This is a genomic window from Variovorax sp. Soil_C_39, assembly GCF_057656815.1.
Genome location: NZ_JBDGJQ010000008.1, coordinates 173,945 through 190,352, shown reverse-complemented (window position 1 = coordinate 190,352; position 16,408 = coordinate 173,945). Strand labels below are relative to the sequence as shown.

Sequence of the window (16,408 nt, the reverse complement as noted above, 5' to 3'; positions counted from 1 at the left end):
TTTCATTAGCTGCCCAAGAGCGCAGACTTGAATTCTTCGGCACTCTGTTGCCACGTCAAATACGGCATTGTCTCCGAGCGCGGGTGCCGATCCTGCCTGAAGAGCGCGAGCCATTGGATCAGGGCATCAGCAAGATCCTCACTCGTCATGCCATCAAAGTAGAACGCATGATCCGCCGCGACCTCCCTGAAGACTTGCAAGTCTCGCACCACGATGGGAAGTTTGTGCATCGCTGCTTCGATCAAAGGCAAGCCGAATCCTTCACCCTCGGATGCAAGAAGCAGGCAGTCGCAAGTGTTGTAAAGCTGCTCCAAGTGAGCGTCACTGAGGCTCTCGAGCCAAAACAACTGCTTATCGCGCTGGGGGTGCTCTCTCAGGCGTGTGACGAGCGCGTCGACCATCCACCCTTTCTTGCCGACGATGACGAGGTTGGCTTGATGTCCCTCACGCCAAAGCTGCTCGAAGGCGCCAAGGGCTTGTTCGTGGCCCTTGCGAGGCTCGATCGTGCCCACCATTAGAAAGCTCGGAGACGATGTTGTAATCGAGGCGAGTGGCGGGGATTGCTCGATCACAGGCATGTCCGTAGGGAGCGATGAAGAAGAAATGTCTGCACCAAGGCGGAACGTGCGCACCTTGAGCCCTGCGGCGAGTCGTTCGGGCGAATGCGCCGACAGCCATGCAGTGAACTCAGCAGCCACAGCCTTCGAGATGGCAAGCACCCCATCGCTCTGCGCGACGGCGGTCAACCAGCGTTCGTGCACCTCCTTGGCGCCTTGGAGGAACCGGTGCTCCAGCAACATCGGCAAGAGGTCGTAGATCACAAATTTCACTTGGACGCCGATTTGCCGCAGTTCCTGGAAAAAACTGGTCTGCTCCGGGACGATGTGCGGCTGCAGGTCGAGGCCGACGAAGACATCACATTCTCTGGCGTCGATGGGCGCATCTTGCAGGGGCTCGTGCGAACAGCCCAGGAGCCGCAGCGAGAAATTGCGAGCGTAGCTGTAGCCGCGCTGGCCTCTCAAGGCGTAAACCGGCTCGATGCGGTATCCCTCTGGCGGACTCTCGAACAGTGCTCGCAATAAAGACTTCACCAAACGCTGAATGCCGCTTTGCCGGTCCTTTTGCGCCAGCTCCGACACATCGATGAAGAGTTGGCGTTTGGGCGCGGGAAGTGGCAAAGCGCGCGCGATGCTGCGAGCTGATTCAATCAGGCTACTTTCGGAAAGAGCGGGATCAGCGGCAATGGACCTGATCAAGCCCGCGCGCCCATTTGCGGCTTCGACAGCGAATACTTCAATGGCTTCGCAATAGGCGCGCGCGCAAGAAGCCGGCGCATGGGCCGTTTCGATCTGGCGCCGAGCGTTCGTGCCGAGCGTTCTCGCAAGGCCGGGTGAATGGCGTAGCTTTTCCAGCGCCTCAACAAGCGCTGCGTCGGAAAACTCGTCATTCAACATCATGACTGCGTCATTTGGTAGAAATGCCATTGACCCGTTGGCATTCACCACAGTCGGAACTCCCCGGCTCATCGCATCTAGCACGGTGCCCGAGGTTTCGCCGCGCGACAAGGTGCGCAGTTGCACCGCAGCATCGGCCGCGCTCAGATAGCGCTGAAAAGTTTCAGAGTCGGCCCATCCGGTAATGCTGATCTTGGCCCCTGCGGCGCTGGCGATCGCCTGTGCCAGCCTTTGGCCATATGGCTCCTTGTTGTTTTCTCCCACAAATACAAGCCTGCAGTTGGGATCTGCCGCCAACGAAGACATCTTCCATGCGTCGAGCAAGCGGTCGTTCATTTTCGTTGGTCCGAGGAGGCCAAACGCGCAGACCAGGAACTCTTCGGGCGCCAAGCTCAGTTCCGCACGGGATCGAGCTCTTGCAATTTCAATCGAGCCAGGTGCTACCCGCAGATGCGGGATAAGCGCCCACTTGCTGGCGAGCTGACTTCCGAACCATTCATTCGCCAACTGGATCGAGTACGGGGAGTGAACAATCACGCCGTTCGCATGACGAAGGACATCGAAATTGCATGGGTATTTGAAGACGACATCTCCAGGGTCGCGCGCGTTCTGCCGGTCGGCCACTGCGCCGTAGCCGTGCGATTCGTACAGCGCGCGCGTCCAAGCGAAGGCCTCACCGCCTGCAATTTCGCGGTGCGCTTGAACGCCGCTCAGGTAAAAATCGTGCAGCACGACCACGCCCGGGATATCTTGAAGCAGCCCGAACATGTGTTGGTGAAACTCCGAGTTTCCGAAGTGATAAAGAACGCGATCAAAATTCGGCGCATGGTCGCGAAACGACGCGACGCTACGAACTGGAAATGCAGTAGGCATCTCGCGCCTGTCCACAGCAGGGAGGTCTGTGATGAGCTCGATGTCGTAAAACTCCGCGAGCGCAGGCAGCAGCTCGGCGCTGTAGGCCGCGATGCCGCTGCGTTCCGGCGGTAGTGGCGATACATAAGCCAGGCGCGGACGAGACTTGCCGGTCGAGCGGTGCGCGTTCCTCGCGATATCTGCCTTGGACTCGTGCAATTCTTCGAGAGCTGCGATTGCACGCCTTGCGGACTCGTCCCACGAGAATTTCTTGGCTTGCTGCTTCCCATGCTCGATGAGCGCATTTCGAAAACTTGCGTCGCTGAGCGCCTGTGCCATCTTTGCGGCGATGGCTGCGTCGTCGCGTGGATCAAACAACGCGTCGCTCCACCCGATGACTTCCGGCAAGCTCGACGTATTGGCCCCGATCACGGGGGCGCCACAGAGCATCGCCTCCAGCGCGGGCAGGCCGAACCCTTCGTGCCATGACGGAAAAACGAAGAGCGCGCAAAGGTTGTAAAGATCGACCAGGTCCCTCTCAGACACGAACCCCGTGACTGCAACGTCATCGTCGGTCAGGCCTTGTCGTCTAGCAAGATCAAGGAGTGCTGCGCGATCCTCTTGGCGGGCGGAGCACACGATGGCGAGTTGATGGGTCGAACGCACTGCCGGGGGTAGCATGCCGAATGCGCGGATCAGACCTTCGATGTTCTTCCGATGGTCAATCCCACCGGTGTACATCACAAAGGGCTTGTAGAGGCGGTACTGCGAGCGCAGTTGCTCGTTGCGTTCCGGCGGGACAGCGATCTTCGTGAAATGGTCGCTTGCTGCTGTCGACACATTGACGCATGCATCGGGATCCAAGCCCAAGTGCGCGATGCCTTCCTGCCTTGAAGACTCTGAGATGGCGAGCCAAAGGCTCGCTCTCTTCATTGCCTCCACTTTTCGCATGTACCACTCGCGTACCGATGGGTTGTCGAGGTACGGGTGTGGGTTGATCAGCGGAATGAGGTCATAGAGGGTGACACTTGCCGGGGTCTTCGCGAATCGGCCAATACTGGTAACTGATGCATCGCCCAGCCCCTCGAAGAGGCTCGAGACGTGCACCGTGTCCGGCCTCAGGCTGGCAATAAAAGCTTCATAGAGCTTCTCGTTGGCGATGACGTCACCCGAGGTCTTGGCAACTGGTGCTGGTTGTGCAGCCGGGAACCATGTTTTGATGCGTGCAGGCTCCATCAGCCCTGCGAAGGCTGCCTTGATGTCCTCTGCAGCCTCTGGAAAGCCGCCATTCAGTGCAATCAGGAGCTCATGGGTACCTGCTTGGCGTGCCATTGCCTGAGCCAGCGACAGAGAATACCGTCCGATACCGCGATGGCGACTGCCGGTCGATTGAGCCCCTTGAAGGTCTATGACGATACGCATCAGATGGACTCCGATCGTTGTGTTCGCTGCTGGATTCGAAGTTGCCGAAAAATCAGCGCCGTGTCTGGAGACATTGAAAGGGGGGGGGCCATGGACGTCGGCTGCGCAGAATTTGGCGGGGCCAGCATCGCTCGCAGGCGGTTCCGCAGCGAAGGAGTCCAACGTAAGACGAACATGGCGCATCGCTTCAGTGACGGATGCCGTCTGGCAGCAATTGCCGCAATACGCACCGCGGTCTTGATGCGACGCTTGATTCCGCTGCGTAGCCGGCCTTCGGCAATGGCTGTCGCGAGTCGGCGAAGCGAGGTGTTCGCAGCGGCAAGAGCCCTCGCTTCCGCCTGGGTCGCGCGGTCGCTTGCATGATTCGCCATGGTTTCCGCGAAGCTGGCGCGCTCTTCTGCACGAATGGCGCGGGCCTCATTCCGGGCGGCCTCGGCATGAGCTTCGGAGGCACGCGCTGCCGATCGGAGGGAATTTGCTTCGGCCTCTGAGGCGCGCGCCTGCACTCGAGCAAGCTCGGCCCGGGCCGCGTCGAGTTGTGCTGCGTGGGCTTCCTGCTCAACCCGGTATTCAGCGACCAATGCGGCACACCAGACACTCGAGCGACTGAGTTGCACGTTGTCGAAGACGTTTGGAGGTGTTTGCAGCACAGGAACCAGCTCAGCATGTTCCCTGGCGACATAAAAACGATTGAGCCCGTCGAAATAGGCAAACTGATAGCCTGCGTCCGTCAGTATCCGGTCCGAGGCTTCGTACCGGAGTTCTGTCGATAGGGGGACCGTCGCTTCGATGAGGATGATCCAAGGTCTGAACGCAGCATGATCCCAGCCCCGGAGCACGTTCTCCTCGAACCCTTCCACATCAATCTTGAGCCAATGCACTTGCTTCCCAGTGAGAGAGGCCAATGCCGTGCGCATGGGCAGCATGGGAGTCTGGATGGTCTGGCTGGTGAACCCGTGCTGCACTTGGAGCTTCTTCGCGTGGGCTTCCACGCCGGTGCTGAGGCCCGTACCCGGAACCACGTAGAGATCGAGAATCCCTGCTTCGTCCCCGAGTGCGACCTGCAGCACGACTTCGTCAGGCCGGTCCTGCCTGAGCAATTCCGCATAGTGCGGAACCGGCTCCACATGTACACCCCGCCAGCCTTGCTCATAGAAGGCCTTGCTGACCGAGTCCACCACGGGATGCTGGGCCCCGACGTCGACGTAGACGCCGGATTGAATATGCTTCAACGCCCGCCAGAGCATGACGTCTTCGAAATTCTGCGCGTATGAGGTGAAGGACTGGGGGCTGTTTTTTTGATTCATGTACTACTTGCGACTCCATCGCTCTCCGCTAGCGAGAAGACTCGCGCGCCGCGCTTACCTTCATATTTTATGTGGTGGGAAGACTGATTTTTGGCATGATTGCGCGCCCACCAACAAAGCGCCCCACGATGAGTTACGTTTTCATGAATGCCTTCCGTGATGCAAGGCCTTGATTCGCTGCGTGGTCTCGCGCGCCGGGGGCTCAAAGCCGTTTTTTGGCTAGTGACCCCGTGGCGCCTGCGCCAGAGGCTGCAGTTCTTGCGCGGAAGGAGGGCCGGTGAAAAGAGAGTTCAGGCACTGGCGAACCTAATCAACCAAGAGCGACAGCGATTGGAAGCGCTGCAGCAAGGCGGCGCGACGAGCTGTCGTTCTGCACTGAATGTCTACGACATCCAGGATGTATTCGACGCCTCGGGATTGCCGCGCGAGCAGGTGTTGTGGCCTCCGGTTGACGCGACATCCATACGGGACCGGTACGTTGCGGCACGTTTTCTCATTGATGCTTTCCGTCGCCGCAAAGATCTGCGGGAGCGGTTCCCCTACGCATTTTCCGACGCGACCAGCGGAGGCTTCGCGGCATGGCTGGCTGGTGCTGAAGCACGCCGGGACCTGGGACTTGTGCCTGAAAGCGCCGAGCACTTTGTTGCACTTTTTTCCGATGACTTCGCCGCGAGGGCGAGACAGATTTTTCTGGCAAGCGGTGAAGTTCGTGCGGCGTTGCCGCATGGACTGCTCCCGTCGGGCAGTCGCACGCTCTTTCGATGGTTCATGCAGCACGGGTTGCCTGCCAGTGCACTGGAGCCCGAGGAAGTCTGGTGGCTGTTCCTGCAGGCACAAGAAAATCCGCTGGCAGAGGTGCTGCGCGCCTTCTTGTTTACACCAGACTGGCAACGACGCTTTCCCGATGCGTTGACCGTTTTCGGGTGGCCTCGCTTCGCGGAGTGGCTCAACAGAACCTATGGCGACGGCAGTGTCTCACTGCCTCTGTCCGCCATATCCAGTCTTCCCGAGCCGGCCGCGCAGATTCTGGTTGCATACCAGGCGCGCGCCGAATGGCAGAGCGCTCACCCTGAGGCGATGTCCAACAAAGCATCTGCAATGGCGCTGCTGGAGTGGCTCGCTTCCAGTGACGGTGCGCGCGTGGAGCCTCCGGCGCGCGAGTGGTGCGCTGGTTTGGACAAGGAGGCGCTGGCCTCTCGTTTGCTGGAAAGCCGTGTCACGGTGATCGGGCACTTCTGCTACCCCTCGGGACTGCGCGTGTCGGTGGAGGCCATGGTCGGGGCCATGGCGTCGGCCGGCGTTCGAACATCTCTTCGGGATATTAGGACCGACGCCCGGGATGACCCTCATCACGTTCAGTTCGATGGGCTTGAGTCGGGCGATATCACGATCATCCACGCGCAGCCCGAGCCCTTTTTTGCTGAAGCCTATGTGAGAGCGGATCTTGCAGAGCGCACGCCTCGAACGTATCGCATCGCCTACTGGTATTGGGAGTTCGACTCGATCCCCGAAGCCTGGTGTGACCAGGCCAGGAATGTCGACGAGGTTTGGACCGCGACCGAGTTCATCGCGCGGGGATTGCGCCAACGCTTGTCGGTCCCGGTGCGAACGCTTTTTCCAGGCGTCGCACTCGCTCCGTTTCAGGTTCGTGATCGGTCGCATTTCAATCTGGAGGCAAATCGCTTCACGTTCCTGTTCACCTTTCATATGGTGAGCGTGATGGAACGCAAGAATCCGTTGGGGCTCATTCAGGCATTCAAGATGGCTTTTCGCGCCCATGAGCCTGTCGCCCTGATGCTCAAGACCTCTTTCGGAGATCGACACCCTGAACAGTTCAATGAACTGTGCAAAGCGGCGGCCGACATGCCATCCATCACCATCATCGATCAAGTTCTCAGTTCCGACGAGGTCCTATCGCTCATGCATGTGTGCGACGCCTACGTCTCGCTACATCGCAGTGAGGGTCTCGGGTTGACGATGGCAGAGGCGATGCTGATGGGAAAACCGGTGGTCGCGACAGGCTTTTCCGGCAACATGGATTTCATGACAAACGACAACAGCCTCCTCGTGCCCTATGAGCGAGTGAAGCTCGGCCGACCCATTCCTCCCTACAGCGCGGATCTGGAATGGGCTGAGCCGTCCGTGGAGGAAGCGGCCCGCTTGATGCGACGCTTGTATGAGGATCAGGAGTGGGCGCGTGAGCTTGGCGCGCGCGGCAGATCGTCGGCGGAAACCAATCTGTCTCTCCGGGCCGCGGGCGAGCGTTTTGCCGCCCGTGTGGAGGAAATCAGGACGCTACGGCGTTTTCGGAACTGAAGCTCGCCATATCGTCCGTGGCTCGGACGATCCTTCCGTGCTCCATGTAGATCACACGATTGCATTCCTTGGCGATCAACGCGGGCGAATGGGAAGCAAGGACCAGGATGCCCGATTTGGCCACCACGTCCTTCATGCGTTTTTCCGCCTTCTCCGTAAACTCCGCATCGCCTACCGACAGCCACTCGTCCATCAGCAGGATATCGGCCTCGACACTGGTCGAGATCGAGAACGCGAGGCGCATCAGCATGCCGGTGGAGTATGTGCGCACGGGCATGTTGACGTATTGGCCAAGTCCGCTGAACTCGCAGATCTCGGGGATGAGCCGGTCGATCTGTGCCTTGCTCATGCCCATCACAAGTCCGCGCAACATGATGTTCTCGACGCCCGTGGCGTCTACCTCAATGCCAAGTGCAGGATCAATAAGGCTTGCAACCGTGCCCTGGCGCGTGAGTTCGCCCGCGGATGGCTCATAGACGCCCGCAAGCGTGCGCAGCAGGGTCGACTTGCCAGCGCCGTTGTGGCCCACCAGGCCCAGTCGGTCACCGCTCTTGAGTTCAAGTGTGATCCCGCTGAGTGCTTGCACCACGGTAACGCCCGTCTCCTTGCCGAAGCGTCCACCAGTGACCGAAGCTGCAAGGGTCTTCTTGAGCGATGCAGCACCTGCGCCGTAGATGGGGAAATTGACGGCGACGTTTTTGAGAGAGATAGATGCCATGGATCAGAGCCAGTAGACAACCCGGCGACGGTATTTGGAGAACAGCGTCATGGAGCCCACGAGGCACACGGCCGTCCATACAAAGATTCCCAACCAGCTGTGAAGTTCAGCCATGCCGCCCATCAGCGGGGTCCGCAGGAGGTCCAGCATCTGCGCGAAAGGATTCCAGAGGATGTACTGAGCACGATCCGGCAGACTTTCCGGCAACCAGAAAACCGGCGTGAGAAACATCAGCATCTGCATCACGCTGGTCACGATCTGAGTGACGTCCCGATAACGCGTGCAAATGAGGCCGAGCAGCAATCCCAGCGCGTGCGCATTGATGATCATGATCACGAAGGCGGGCAGCACGAGCAACGCAGACCAAGACAGCGAAATACCGGCCCAGAGAGCGACCGGAATGTAGAGCACGATGTGGTGAGCGAACTGGATGAGGTTGCGCGCGATGCTGCGCCAGACGAAAAGGCTGACCGGAAAGTAACCTTGCTTGAGATAGTTCGCGGAGCCCACGAAGGCATTGCACGCATCCGTCACCATGCTCGAGAAAAAGCCCCAGAAGATGATACCGAGCGCAAGGTGGGGGAAAAACTTGGACAGTTCCGTGCCGAAGAGTGAGCTGTACAGCGGCCCCATGCCGCCGATCATGGCGCCCATGCTCAGCGTCAGCCAGAGCGGCCCCAGCATCGAGCGGCGGTAGCGCAGCACGATGTCGAACCAGGCCAGGGTCCACCAGATATCGGTTCGGCGGGTACCTTCCCACCAGTCGGAGAGAGCGCTGCGATGAAGATTGGATTGAACTTGACTCATGCGCGTCCGTAAGTGTCCGCGAGGCGCACGATGTCGTCCTCGCCAAGATAGGCGCCGCACTGGACTTCGATGAGCACAAGCTCTTCGTCGCCGTTGTTGATGAGGCGGTGCTTCTCTTTCAATGGGATGTAGCGGTACTGGCCGGGAAGCGTCACATGTTCGGTGTCGCCGATCTGCACGATGCCGCGCCCTTGCACGACAACCCAGTGCTCCGCACGGTGATGATGGTACTGCAAGGACAGCGACTCTCCCGGCTTGACGGTGATCCGCTTAACCTTGTAACCCTCTTCTTCCTTCAGCGACGCATACGTGCCCCACGGCCGATGAACCACCGCCGGCAGCTGCACGGACTCGTGGCCACGCGACTTGAGGATGTCGACGGCTCGCTTGACTTCCTGCGCGCTGTTCTTGTGCGCGACCAGCAACGCGTCGGGGGTGTCGACGATCACGAGATCGCGCACGCCCAGCGTGGCGACCAGCTTGGGAATGTGGCTGTCGACCTGCACGTGGGTACCGGTGGTGTCGATGGCCACCACATCGTCCGGCAGGAACGTGTTGCCGTTCGCGTCCGGCGTGTGGGCCAGGGCCACTGCCGGCCAAGAGCCGACATCGCTCCAGCCGAACTTGGCCGGCACCACGTGGACATTGTCCGCGGGTTCCATGACGGCGTAGTCGATGCTGATGTCCGGCTGCAGGCCGAAGGCGTGCAGATCGAAGTCGATCGTGCGCTCGGCGCTGGAGGTTGAGGATTTCAACGCGTTCCGGGCCGCTGCAAGCAATTCGGGGGCATGTCGCTCGAAAGCCGAGACGATCGCGTCCGCGGTGAAGCAGAACATTCCACTATTCCAGTAGTACCGGCCCGTGGCGAGGTACTCCTGCGCCGTGGCGAGGTCCGGCTTCTCTACAAAGCGTTTGGCTGGCTGGCTCTCTCGGGAAACCTTCGCCACCTCGACGTAGCCGAAGCCGGTTTCCGGTGCGGTCGGGCTGATGCCGAAAACCACCAGCGCGCCCTGGGTGGCCAGGCGGAATGCCTGGCGGGCGCTGGCGACGAAGGCCTCGACGTCGGGGACGAGGTGATCGGCCGAGAGCACCAGCATCACGGTATCGCCACCGAATTGCTCGATGCATCGCAGTGCTGCCAGCGCGATCGCCGGGCCTGTGTTGCGCCCCTTCGGCTCGAGCAGCAGGGTGGCCTCGGGTGGGTCCGGCATCTGCCGCAGAACGTCCTTCGTGAGAAAGAGATGATCCTTGTTGGTGACGATCATCAAGTCACCGGTGCCGCAGGCCTGCCCTCGCTCGATCGCTTGCTGCAGCAGCGTCGATCCGCCCAACTGCATGAAGGGCTTCGGGAACGTCTGTCGCGACGCCGGCCAGAGCCGGGAGCCCGCTCCCCCTGAGAGCACAACGGAAAGGACGCGCATTTGTTCTTGGTGGGGTGTGAAGAAGCGATAATTTTACCGGCCCCGTCCTGGAGCCCTCGTAACCTTTGGAAGCCGTTGATCGCCCGTCATGCCCAGTAAGCCCGTGCTGCCTTCGGCGCCGTCCCGTCAACGGCGAGGTGAGGCTGCCGCGGCGTCGAGCAATGCCCAGCTGCAACGGCAGATCGGCATGCTGGAGGTGAAGGCCACGGCCCTCGAGGACGAGTTGCAGGCCATGCGGCGGTCGACGAGTTGGCGCCTCACCGCTCCGTTGCGGTGGCTCGGCGGCCTTCGTCGGCGCATGCGGGGGCAGGCGGATGCGCCGCCCGTGCAGCGTGGCACCTACGCCGACTGGATCGCCCGCTACGACACCCCCAACACAGTGCGGATGTCCGCGCAGGTGGCATCGTTGTCGATGCAGCCACGCCTGGCAGTGCTGGTCGGCCACAGCCCGGGCGACACGGCCATGCTGCGCGCCACCTTGGGCTCCCTGGACGCGCAGGTGTATCCCGCGTGGGATTGGCACCTGGTTTCGCCTGCCCCCGTCGGCGAAGAAGCGCAGATGCTTGCCATCTCCTCCTCTCGCTTCAAGCCGGGCGCGCCCGCCGGCAGCGACTGGATCGTCTGGCTCGAGCCCGGTTGTGTGTTGCCGCCGCATGCGTTGTTCTGCCTGGCAAGCGACATCTGCGCGCATCCCGACGTACGCTTGCGCTATGCCGATGCCGACGCCATCGATCTCGGTACCCGGGAGCGAAGCCGACCCGAATTCAAGCCCGACTGGAATACCGACCTGTTCCTCGCGCGCAACCTGCTCTCGCCGATGGGCGCGGTCGACGCAGCCCTGTTCGAGGAGGCCGGCGGCATCACCGACAAGCTCGATGCGGTGCATGCGTTCGACTTGGCGCTGCGTTGCGTCGAGCGCATCGTGCCGGCGCAGATTCGCCACATTCCGCGCATCCTGAGCCATTCGGCCGCGCCTTACGTGCCGCCCGACGTGGCGCCGCTCGCCGCGTTCCTCGCGCGCACCGGCATCGCGGCCGTCGCAGAGCCCACGCCGCACGGCTTGCGCACGCGCTACACGCTGCCCGTGCCGGCGCCGCTCGTTTCGATCATTGTTCCCACGCGCAATGCGGTGGCGCTGGTGCGCCAGTGCGTCGAGAGCATCGTGCTCGAGACGGCTTATCCCAACTACGAGATTTTGCTGGTCGACAACGGCTCGGACGATGCCGAGGCGCTCGCCTACTTCGCCCAACTCGCAAGCCAGCCGGGCTTCACGGTGATCCGTGACGAGCGGCCGTTCAACTATTCGGCGCTCAACAACGCTGCGGTTGCGCATGCGCGCGGGGATCTGGTCGCGCTGCTCAACAACGACATCGAGGTCATATCGCCACACTGGCTGCATGAAATGGCGTCTCTGGCCATGCAGCCCGGTGTGGGGGCGGTAGGCGCAAAGCTGCTCTACCCGGACCTGACGATCCAGCATGGCGGCATCGTGCTGGGCGTTGGCGGCATCGCGGGTCATGCGCACAAGCATTTGCCTTCAACGGTGCCCGGTCACGGCGGCCGGGCGCAGCTCGCGCAGGCTTTCTCCGCGGTCACCGCCGCCTGCATGGTGGTGCGCAAGGCGCTCTATGAGCAGTTGGGCGGCCTCGATGAACAGAACCTCGGCGTCGCCTACAACGACGTCGACTTCTGCCTTCGTCTGCAAGAGGCGGGTTACCGAAACGTCTGGACGCCATATGCAGAACTGCTGCACCACGAGTCTGCAACGCGGGGGCTCGAATCCGCCGCCTCGCAGGAGCGGCTCGCGCGGGAATCGACGTGGATGCGCTCGCGGTGGCCCGCGCTCATTGCCGCCGATCCGGCCTACAACCCCAACCTGTCCCTCGATACGGAAGACTTCGACCTCGCATGGCCTCCACGGAACGATATGCTGCCGACCAGCCCATGACAGTGCCCGCTCCGCTCTCCGTTTCCGTCGCGCTGTGCACCCACAACGGCGCGCGCTTCCTGCGTGAGCAGGTGCGCAGCATCTGCCTTCAGACCCTGCCACCGGTGGAAATCGTGCTGTCCGACGATGCCTCGACCGATGGTTCGGTGGACGTGGTGCGCGCGGCAGTGGCCGAATGCGCCGCCGAACGCCCCGGCCAGCCTGTGGTGCTGCGGATCTTCGAGAACCGACCCGCGCTGCGCGTCGTGAAGAACTTCGAGCAGGCGATCGGTGCTTGCACCGGCGACCTGATCGCACTGAGCGACCAGGACGACGTCTGGGTGCCCGACCGGCTGGCGCAGATGGCCGCCAGCTTCGCGCAGGACGAGCGCCTGGTGCTGCTGCACACCGATGCGCGCCTCGTCGATTCGCAACGCCGCGACCTCGGCCAGACGCTTTTCCATGCGCTCGAGGTCACGCCCTCGGAGATCGAGGGCGTGCACACCGGCCGCGCCTTCGACGTGCTGCTGCGGCGCAACCTCGTGACCGGCGCCACCACGGTCTTTCGCCGTTCGCTGCTGGCCGACGCGCTGCCGCTGCCGGTGGAATGGGTGCACGATGAATGGCTGGGTATCATCGCCTCGGCCACGGGACGCGTCGAGCTGCTCGAGCAGCCGCTCATCGAGTACCGCCAGCACGAATCCAACCAGATCGGGGCGCGCCGCGATACCTTCGCGGAGAAGGTCCGCAAGGCGCTGGGCTCCAGGGGCACCCTTCATGTCGAGCGGGCGGTCAAGGCCGAACTTTTGCTGGCGCGACTGCTGCAGTTCGGTGACCGCATCCCCCCCGAGATCATCGAGAAGGTACGCGGCAAGATCGTGCATCAGCGCTTTCGCGCCGCGCTGCCGGCTTCGCGGCTGGCCCGCTGCGGTCCGATCTTCCGCGAAGCCATGACCGGGCGGTACGACAAGTTCGGCCGCGGCGTGCGTGGCGTGGTGCGCGACCTTTTCGAATCCGTATAGCCGCCATCAAGACCGCGTCAGTCGCAAAAACAATGACTCCCACGAACCCTTCTCCCACTCCAACCGCTAGCGGCCAGGCCACTTTGCCCACTGTGGTGGTGGTCATCCCGTTCTACAACGGCGCCGACTTCATCGAACGCTCGGTCCGAAGCGTCTTCGAGCAATCGGTCCCTGCGAACGAAGTCATCGTCGTCAACGACGGGTCCCGGCCGGAGGAACGCGCGGTGCTGGACGGGCTCGCGTTGCGCTACCCGTTCCGCATCATCGACAAGGAAAACGGTGGCCAGGGCTCGGCCCGGAACGCGGGAGTCCAAGCCTCGACTTCCGACTACATCTGCTTCCTTGATCAAGACGATTTCTACCTGCCCAACCACATCGAGACACTGGCGTCGTCGATCCCGCCTGGCGACCGGCTGTTTGGCTTCGTCTATGCCGACCTTTACGAGGCCGATGCCGACGGGAACGTGATCCGCACGGGCGTGGTCAAGGAGCACGCGACGCATCCGAAGCGCAACATCAATGACTTGCTGCGCCATGACATGTTCGTGCTTCCATCGGCTACGCTGGTGAGTCGCAAGGCCTTCGAGGCGGTGGAGGGGTTCGACCCGCAGTTCATGGGGTTCGAGGACGACGATCTGTTTCTTCGCATCTTCCGCGCCGGCTACAGCAACTATTTCGTCGACAAGGCGGTCACCGTGTGGTGCATCCATACCGCGAGCACGTCCTTCGGCATCCGGATGATCCGCAGCCGCTTCAAGTACTTCAAGAAGCTTGTCGCGATGTTTCCCGACGAGCACCAGCGCGGCCGCTACTACTTCCGCGACTTCCTGATCCCGAGATTCCAGCCCTACTTCGTCAACCATGCGATCGAATCGATCAAGAACGACGACCAGTACCGAGAGGAAATGAGCGCGATCCTCAACGAGTACGGCGCGATGGTGCTGGCCAATCCCTACGTCGGGCGCAAGAAGAAGCTGCGGCTGCGGCTCACGCTGTTCCTGCTTGCGCACTGCCCGCCCGCCGCAGTGCGCCTTGTCGGCGCCGTCACGCGCCTGCCGGTCATTCGCAGCCTGCGGCGCCTGTACGCCTAGCGGGCCGGGGCCGTTGCCGCGGGGCTCGGCTTGGGGGGCGTCGTTATCGCCGGATCGATGTAGGTCGCAAACCGGCGCACATACTCGGCCCGCAGATGGCCCGCGTCCTTGTAGATCGGCGTCGCATCGGCATCCGCCCGCGTACACCAGTCCTTCTGGCAAAGCGTCGGGATAGGGTCGATCACGGTCGCGCCGGCGCGCAGCGCCATCTGGCGCATCCGTTCGTGCAGCGCTTTCTGGGCCGAGACCCATGGCGCAGTGGGCGTCATGCGTCCCACGCGCATGCTGCCGAGCCGGCCGCCCTGGATGAACTCCTCGGGACCGAAGCCTTCGCCGACAGGGTTGTCCAGCACCAGGTACACCTGCTTGTGCTTGGCCAGGTTCGTCATCACCGCCTCGAGCATGTTGAGCGCAAAGTCCGCGCCGCCGCCGCCCATGAAGCGGCGCTTGGTCGTGCCGTCGAAGTAGTAGTAGCGGTCGGCCTCGGCGTTCGCCGCATTCGGCTTTCCGGTTTCCGAGAAATAGCAGTTCCAGCAGCCGCCGAAGACGACCGCGTCGAACCTGTCGCTGATGGCCAGGCGCATGCCGCCGTCGCGACGCTCGGCGCAGAGCTTGTTCTGCTCGTCGATGACGTTCGGGATCGGCGGGCATGCACCCCATGTCATGAACGACAGCGAATCCAGCGTCTCCGGCGCCATCTTGCTGAGCGCCACCGCGCGCGGCCCGTACTGCTCGATGTGGCTGTCGCCGAACAGCAGCACGCGGCGCTTGCCGCTGCCGATCTGCTGCAGCACCTCGCCGTCGACCTTGATCGGGCTGAGGCCGTCCGGATAGGCCCAGTCCTTCGCCGCCGCCGCGGTCTTGTTGAAGTAGGGGTCACTGTGCCGTCCGACGTAGTAGCGCGTGGTGGCAAGCAGGCCGAGCACCACGAAGCCCGCCATTGCGGCGACCAGGGCGGCGGTCACCACCGGGTTCTCGGTCTTGCGGGTGTGGCGCTCGACGAAGCGGTAGGTCAGCCAGGCCAGCACGAAGGACGCCACCAGCATGAGCGCGCGGATGCCGTCGGACGGCAGCTTGCCTTCGAGAATGCGCGCGTAGGCCAAGAGTGGCCAATGCCACAGGTAGAGCGGATAGCTGATGAGGCCGATCCACACCATCGGCCTGGAGGCGAGCACGTAGCGGTTGAGCACGCCCGTCGGCCCGGCCGCGATGCAATAGAAGGCGCCCAGCGTCGGCAGGATCGCCCAGAACCCTGGAAACGCCTTGCCGCCGCGGATGTAGACGAGCCCCAGCACGATCAGCACCACGCCGGCGATCGACTGCGCATGCCGGCCCCAGCCCGGTTTCGGCGGTGGCCGGTGCAGGCGCATGTAGGCGAGCATGCCGCCGATCATCAGTTCCCAGAAGCGCGACAGCGGCGAATAGAACGCGGCCGTGCGGTGGCTGTGGATGGTCGTGACGTTCAGCAGGAACGACGCCGCCGCCACCGCGCCCACGACCCAGAGCACGCGCCATTTGCGCTTCCAGGCCAGGCCCAGCAGCACGGGCCAGAAGATGTAGAACTGCTCCTCGATCGCGAGCGACCACAGGTGCAGGAGCGGCTTGGTCTCGGCCGCGTTATCGAAGTAGCCGGCCTCGCTCCAGAACGCGAAGTTCGACACGAAGCCCGCGCCCGCGGCCACGTGCTTGCCGAGCTGCTCCCACTCGTGCGGCAGCAGCGAATACCAGCCGAAGGCGAAGCTGGCGGCCAGCACCAGCACCAGCGCCGGAAAGATGCGCTTCACGCGCCGCGCATAGAACTCGCGGTAGCTGAAGCCCTCGCCCTCGAAGCTGCCCAGGATGATCGTCGTGATCAGGAAGCCCGAGATGACGAAGAAGATGTCGACGCCGATGAAGCCGCCCTTGATCCACTGCGGGAACGCGTGGTAGCCGAGCACCGAGAGCACTGCTACGGCGCGAAGGCCGTCGATGTCGGGCCGGTATTTGGGATGCAGCAGGTGCGGTTGCGCCTGCGGGAAAGTCGGGCTGCTCGTGGTCGTCATCGTCGGTCGGTGGGAGGGAGAAGCGCCAC

At 62.4% G+C, this 16,408-nt stretch carries 10 protein-coding genes; 4 read left to right on the top strand and 6 right to left on the bottom strand.

Going from position 1 to position 16,408, the window contains the following annotated elements; all coding sequences use genetic code 11:
• Positions 1–5: 5 nt before the first annotated feature.
• Both AC3A6J_RS20485 and AC3A6J_RS20480 read right to left on the bottom strand, forming a co-directional pair.
• Positions 6–3,728 (bottom strand): glycosyltransferase, encoded by a 3,723-nt coding sequence (locus tag AC3A6J_RS20485; RefSeq protein ID WP_487861818.1) that lies wholly within the window; start codon positions 3,726–3,728, stop codon positions 6–8.
• On the bottom strand, positions 3,728–5,035 hold the full coding sequence (locus AC3A6J_RS20480; protein ID WP_487861817.1) for an FkbM family methyltransferase: 1,308 nt from the start codon (positions 5,033–5,035) through the stop codon (positions 3,728–3,730). The genes AC3A6J_RS20485 and AC3A6J_RS20480 overlap by 1 nt, the downstream gene beginning before the upstream one ends.
• A gap of 330 nt (positions 5,036–5,365) precedes the next feature.
• Here AC3A6J_RS20480 and AC3A6J_RS20475 point away from each other — a divergent pair, with 330 nt between their 5' ends.
• Positions 5,366–7,351 (top strand): glycosyltransferase family 4 protein, encoded by a 1,986-nt coding sequence (locus AC3A6J_RS20475; protein WP_487861816.1) that lies wholly within the window; start codon positions 5,366–5,368, stop codon positions 7,349–7,351.
• Here the strand turns inward: AC3A6J_RS20475 and AC3A6J_RS20470 are convergent.
• Genes AC3A6J_RS20470 through AC3A6J_RS20460 form a run of 3 tightly spaced genes read right to left on the bottom strand, consistent with a single transcriptional unit; the run spans position 7,323 to position 10,297 of the window.
• Entirely contained in the window at positions 7,323–8,069 is a 747-nt protein-coding gene (locus AC3A6J_RS20470; protein WP_487861815.1) for an ABC transporter ATP-binding protein, read from the bottom strand. The genes AC3A6J_RS20475 and AC3A6J_RS20470 overlap by 29 nt on opposite strands.
• A 3-nt stretch (positions 8,070–8,072) precedes the next feature.
• The gene (locus AC3A6J_RS20465) at positions 8,073–8,876 is read right to left on the bottom strand and encodes an ABC transporter permease (protein ID WP_487861814.1); all 804 of its coding nucleotides are present in this window, start codon (positions 8,874–8,876) and stop codon (positions 8,073–8,075) included.
• Positions 8,873–10,297 (bottom strand): mannose-1-phosphate guanylyltransferase/mannose-6-phosphate isomerase, encoded by a 1,425-nt coding sequence (locus tag AC3A6J_RS20460; RefSeq protein ID WP_487861813.1) that lies wholly within the window; start codon positions 10,295–10,297, stop codon positions 8,873–8,875. The genes AC3A6J_RS20465 and AC3A6J_RS20460 overlap by 4 nt, the downstream gene beginning before the upstream one ends.
• Before the next feature lie 88 nt (positions 10,298–10,385).
• Between AC3A6J_RS20460 and AC3A6J_RS20455 the strand changes: the two genes are divergently transcribed.
• The 3 genes from AC3A6J_RS20455 (at position 10,386) to AC3A6J_RS20445 (ending at position 14,337) form a co-directional block, all read left to right on the top strand.
• The gene (locus AC3A6J_RS20455; protein WP_487861812.1) at positions 10,386–12,245 is read left to right on the top strand and encodes a glycosyltransferase family 2 protein; all 1,860 of its coding nucleotides are present in this window, start codon (positions 10,386–10,388) and stop codon (positions 12,243–12,245) included.
• Positions 12,242–13,246, top strand: coding sequence for a glycosyltransferase family 2 protein (locus AC3A6J_RS20450; RefSeq protein ID WP_487861811.1), 1,005 nt, complete (start codon positions 12,242–12,244; stop codon positions 13,244–13,246). Before AC3A6J_RS20455 ends, AC3A6J_RS20450 begins: the two co-directional genes overlap by 4 nt.
• A gap of 92 nt (positions 13,247–13,338) precedes the next feature.
• Positions 13,339–14,337, top strand: a complete 999-nt coding sequence (locus tag AC3A6J_RS20445) for a glycosyltransferase family 2 protein (RefSeq protein ID WP_487861896.1) — start codon at positions 13,339–13,341, stop codon at positions 14,335–14,337.
• Here AC3A6J_RS20445 and AC3A6J_RS20440 read toward each other — a convergent pair.
• The gene (locus AC3A6J_RS20440; RefSeq protein ID WP_487861810.1) at positions 14,334–16,379 is read right to left on the bottom strand and encodes an acyltransferase family protein; all 2,046 of its coding nucleotides are present in this window, start codon (positions 16,377–16,379) and stop codon (positions 14,334–14,336) included. The genes AC3A6J_RS20445 and AC3A6J_RS20440 overlap by 4 nt on opposite strands.
• Between the last annotated feature and the right edge of the window lie 29 nt (positions 16,380–16,408).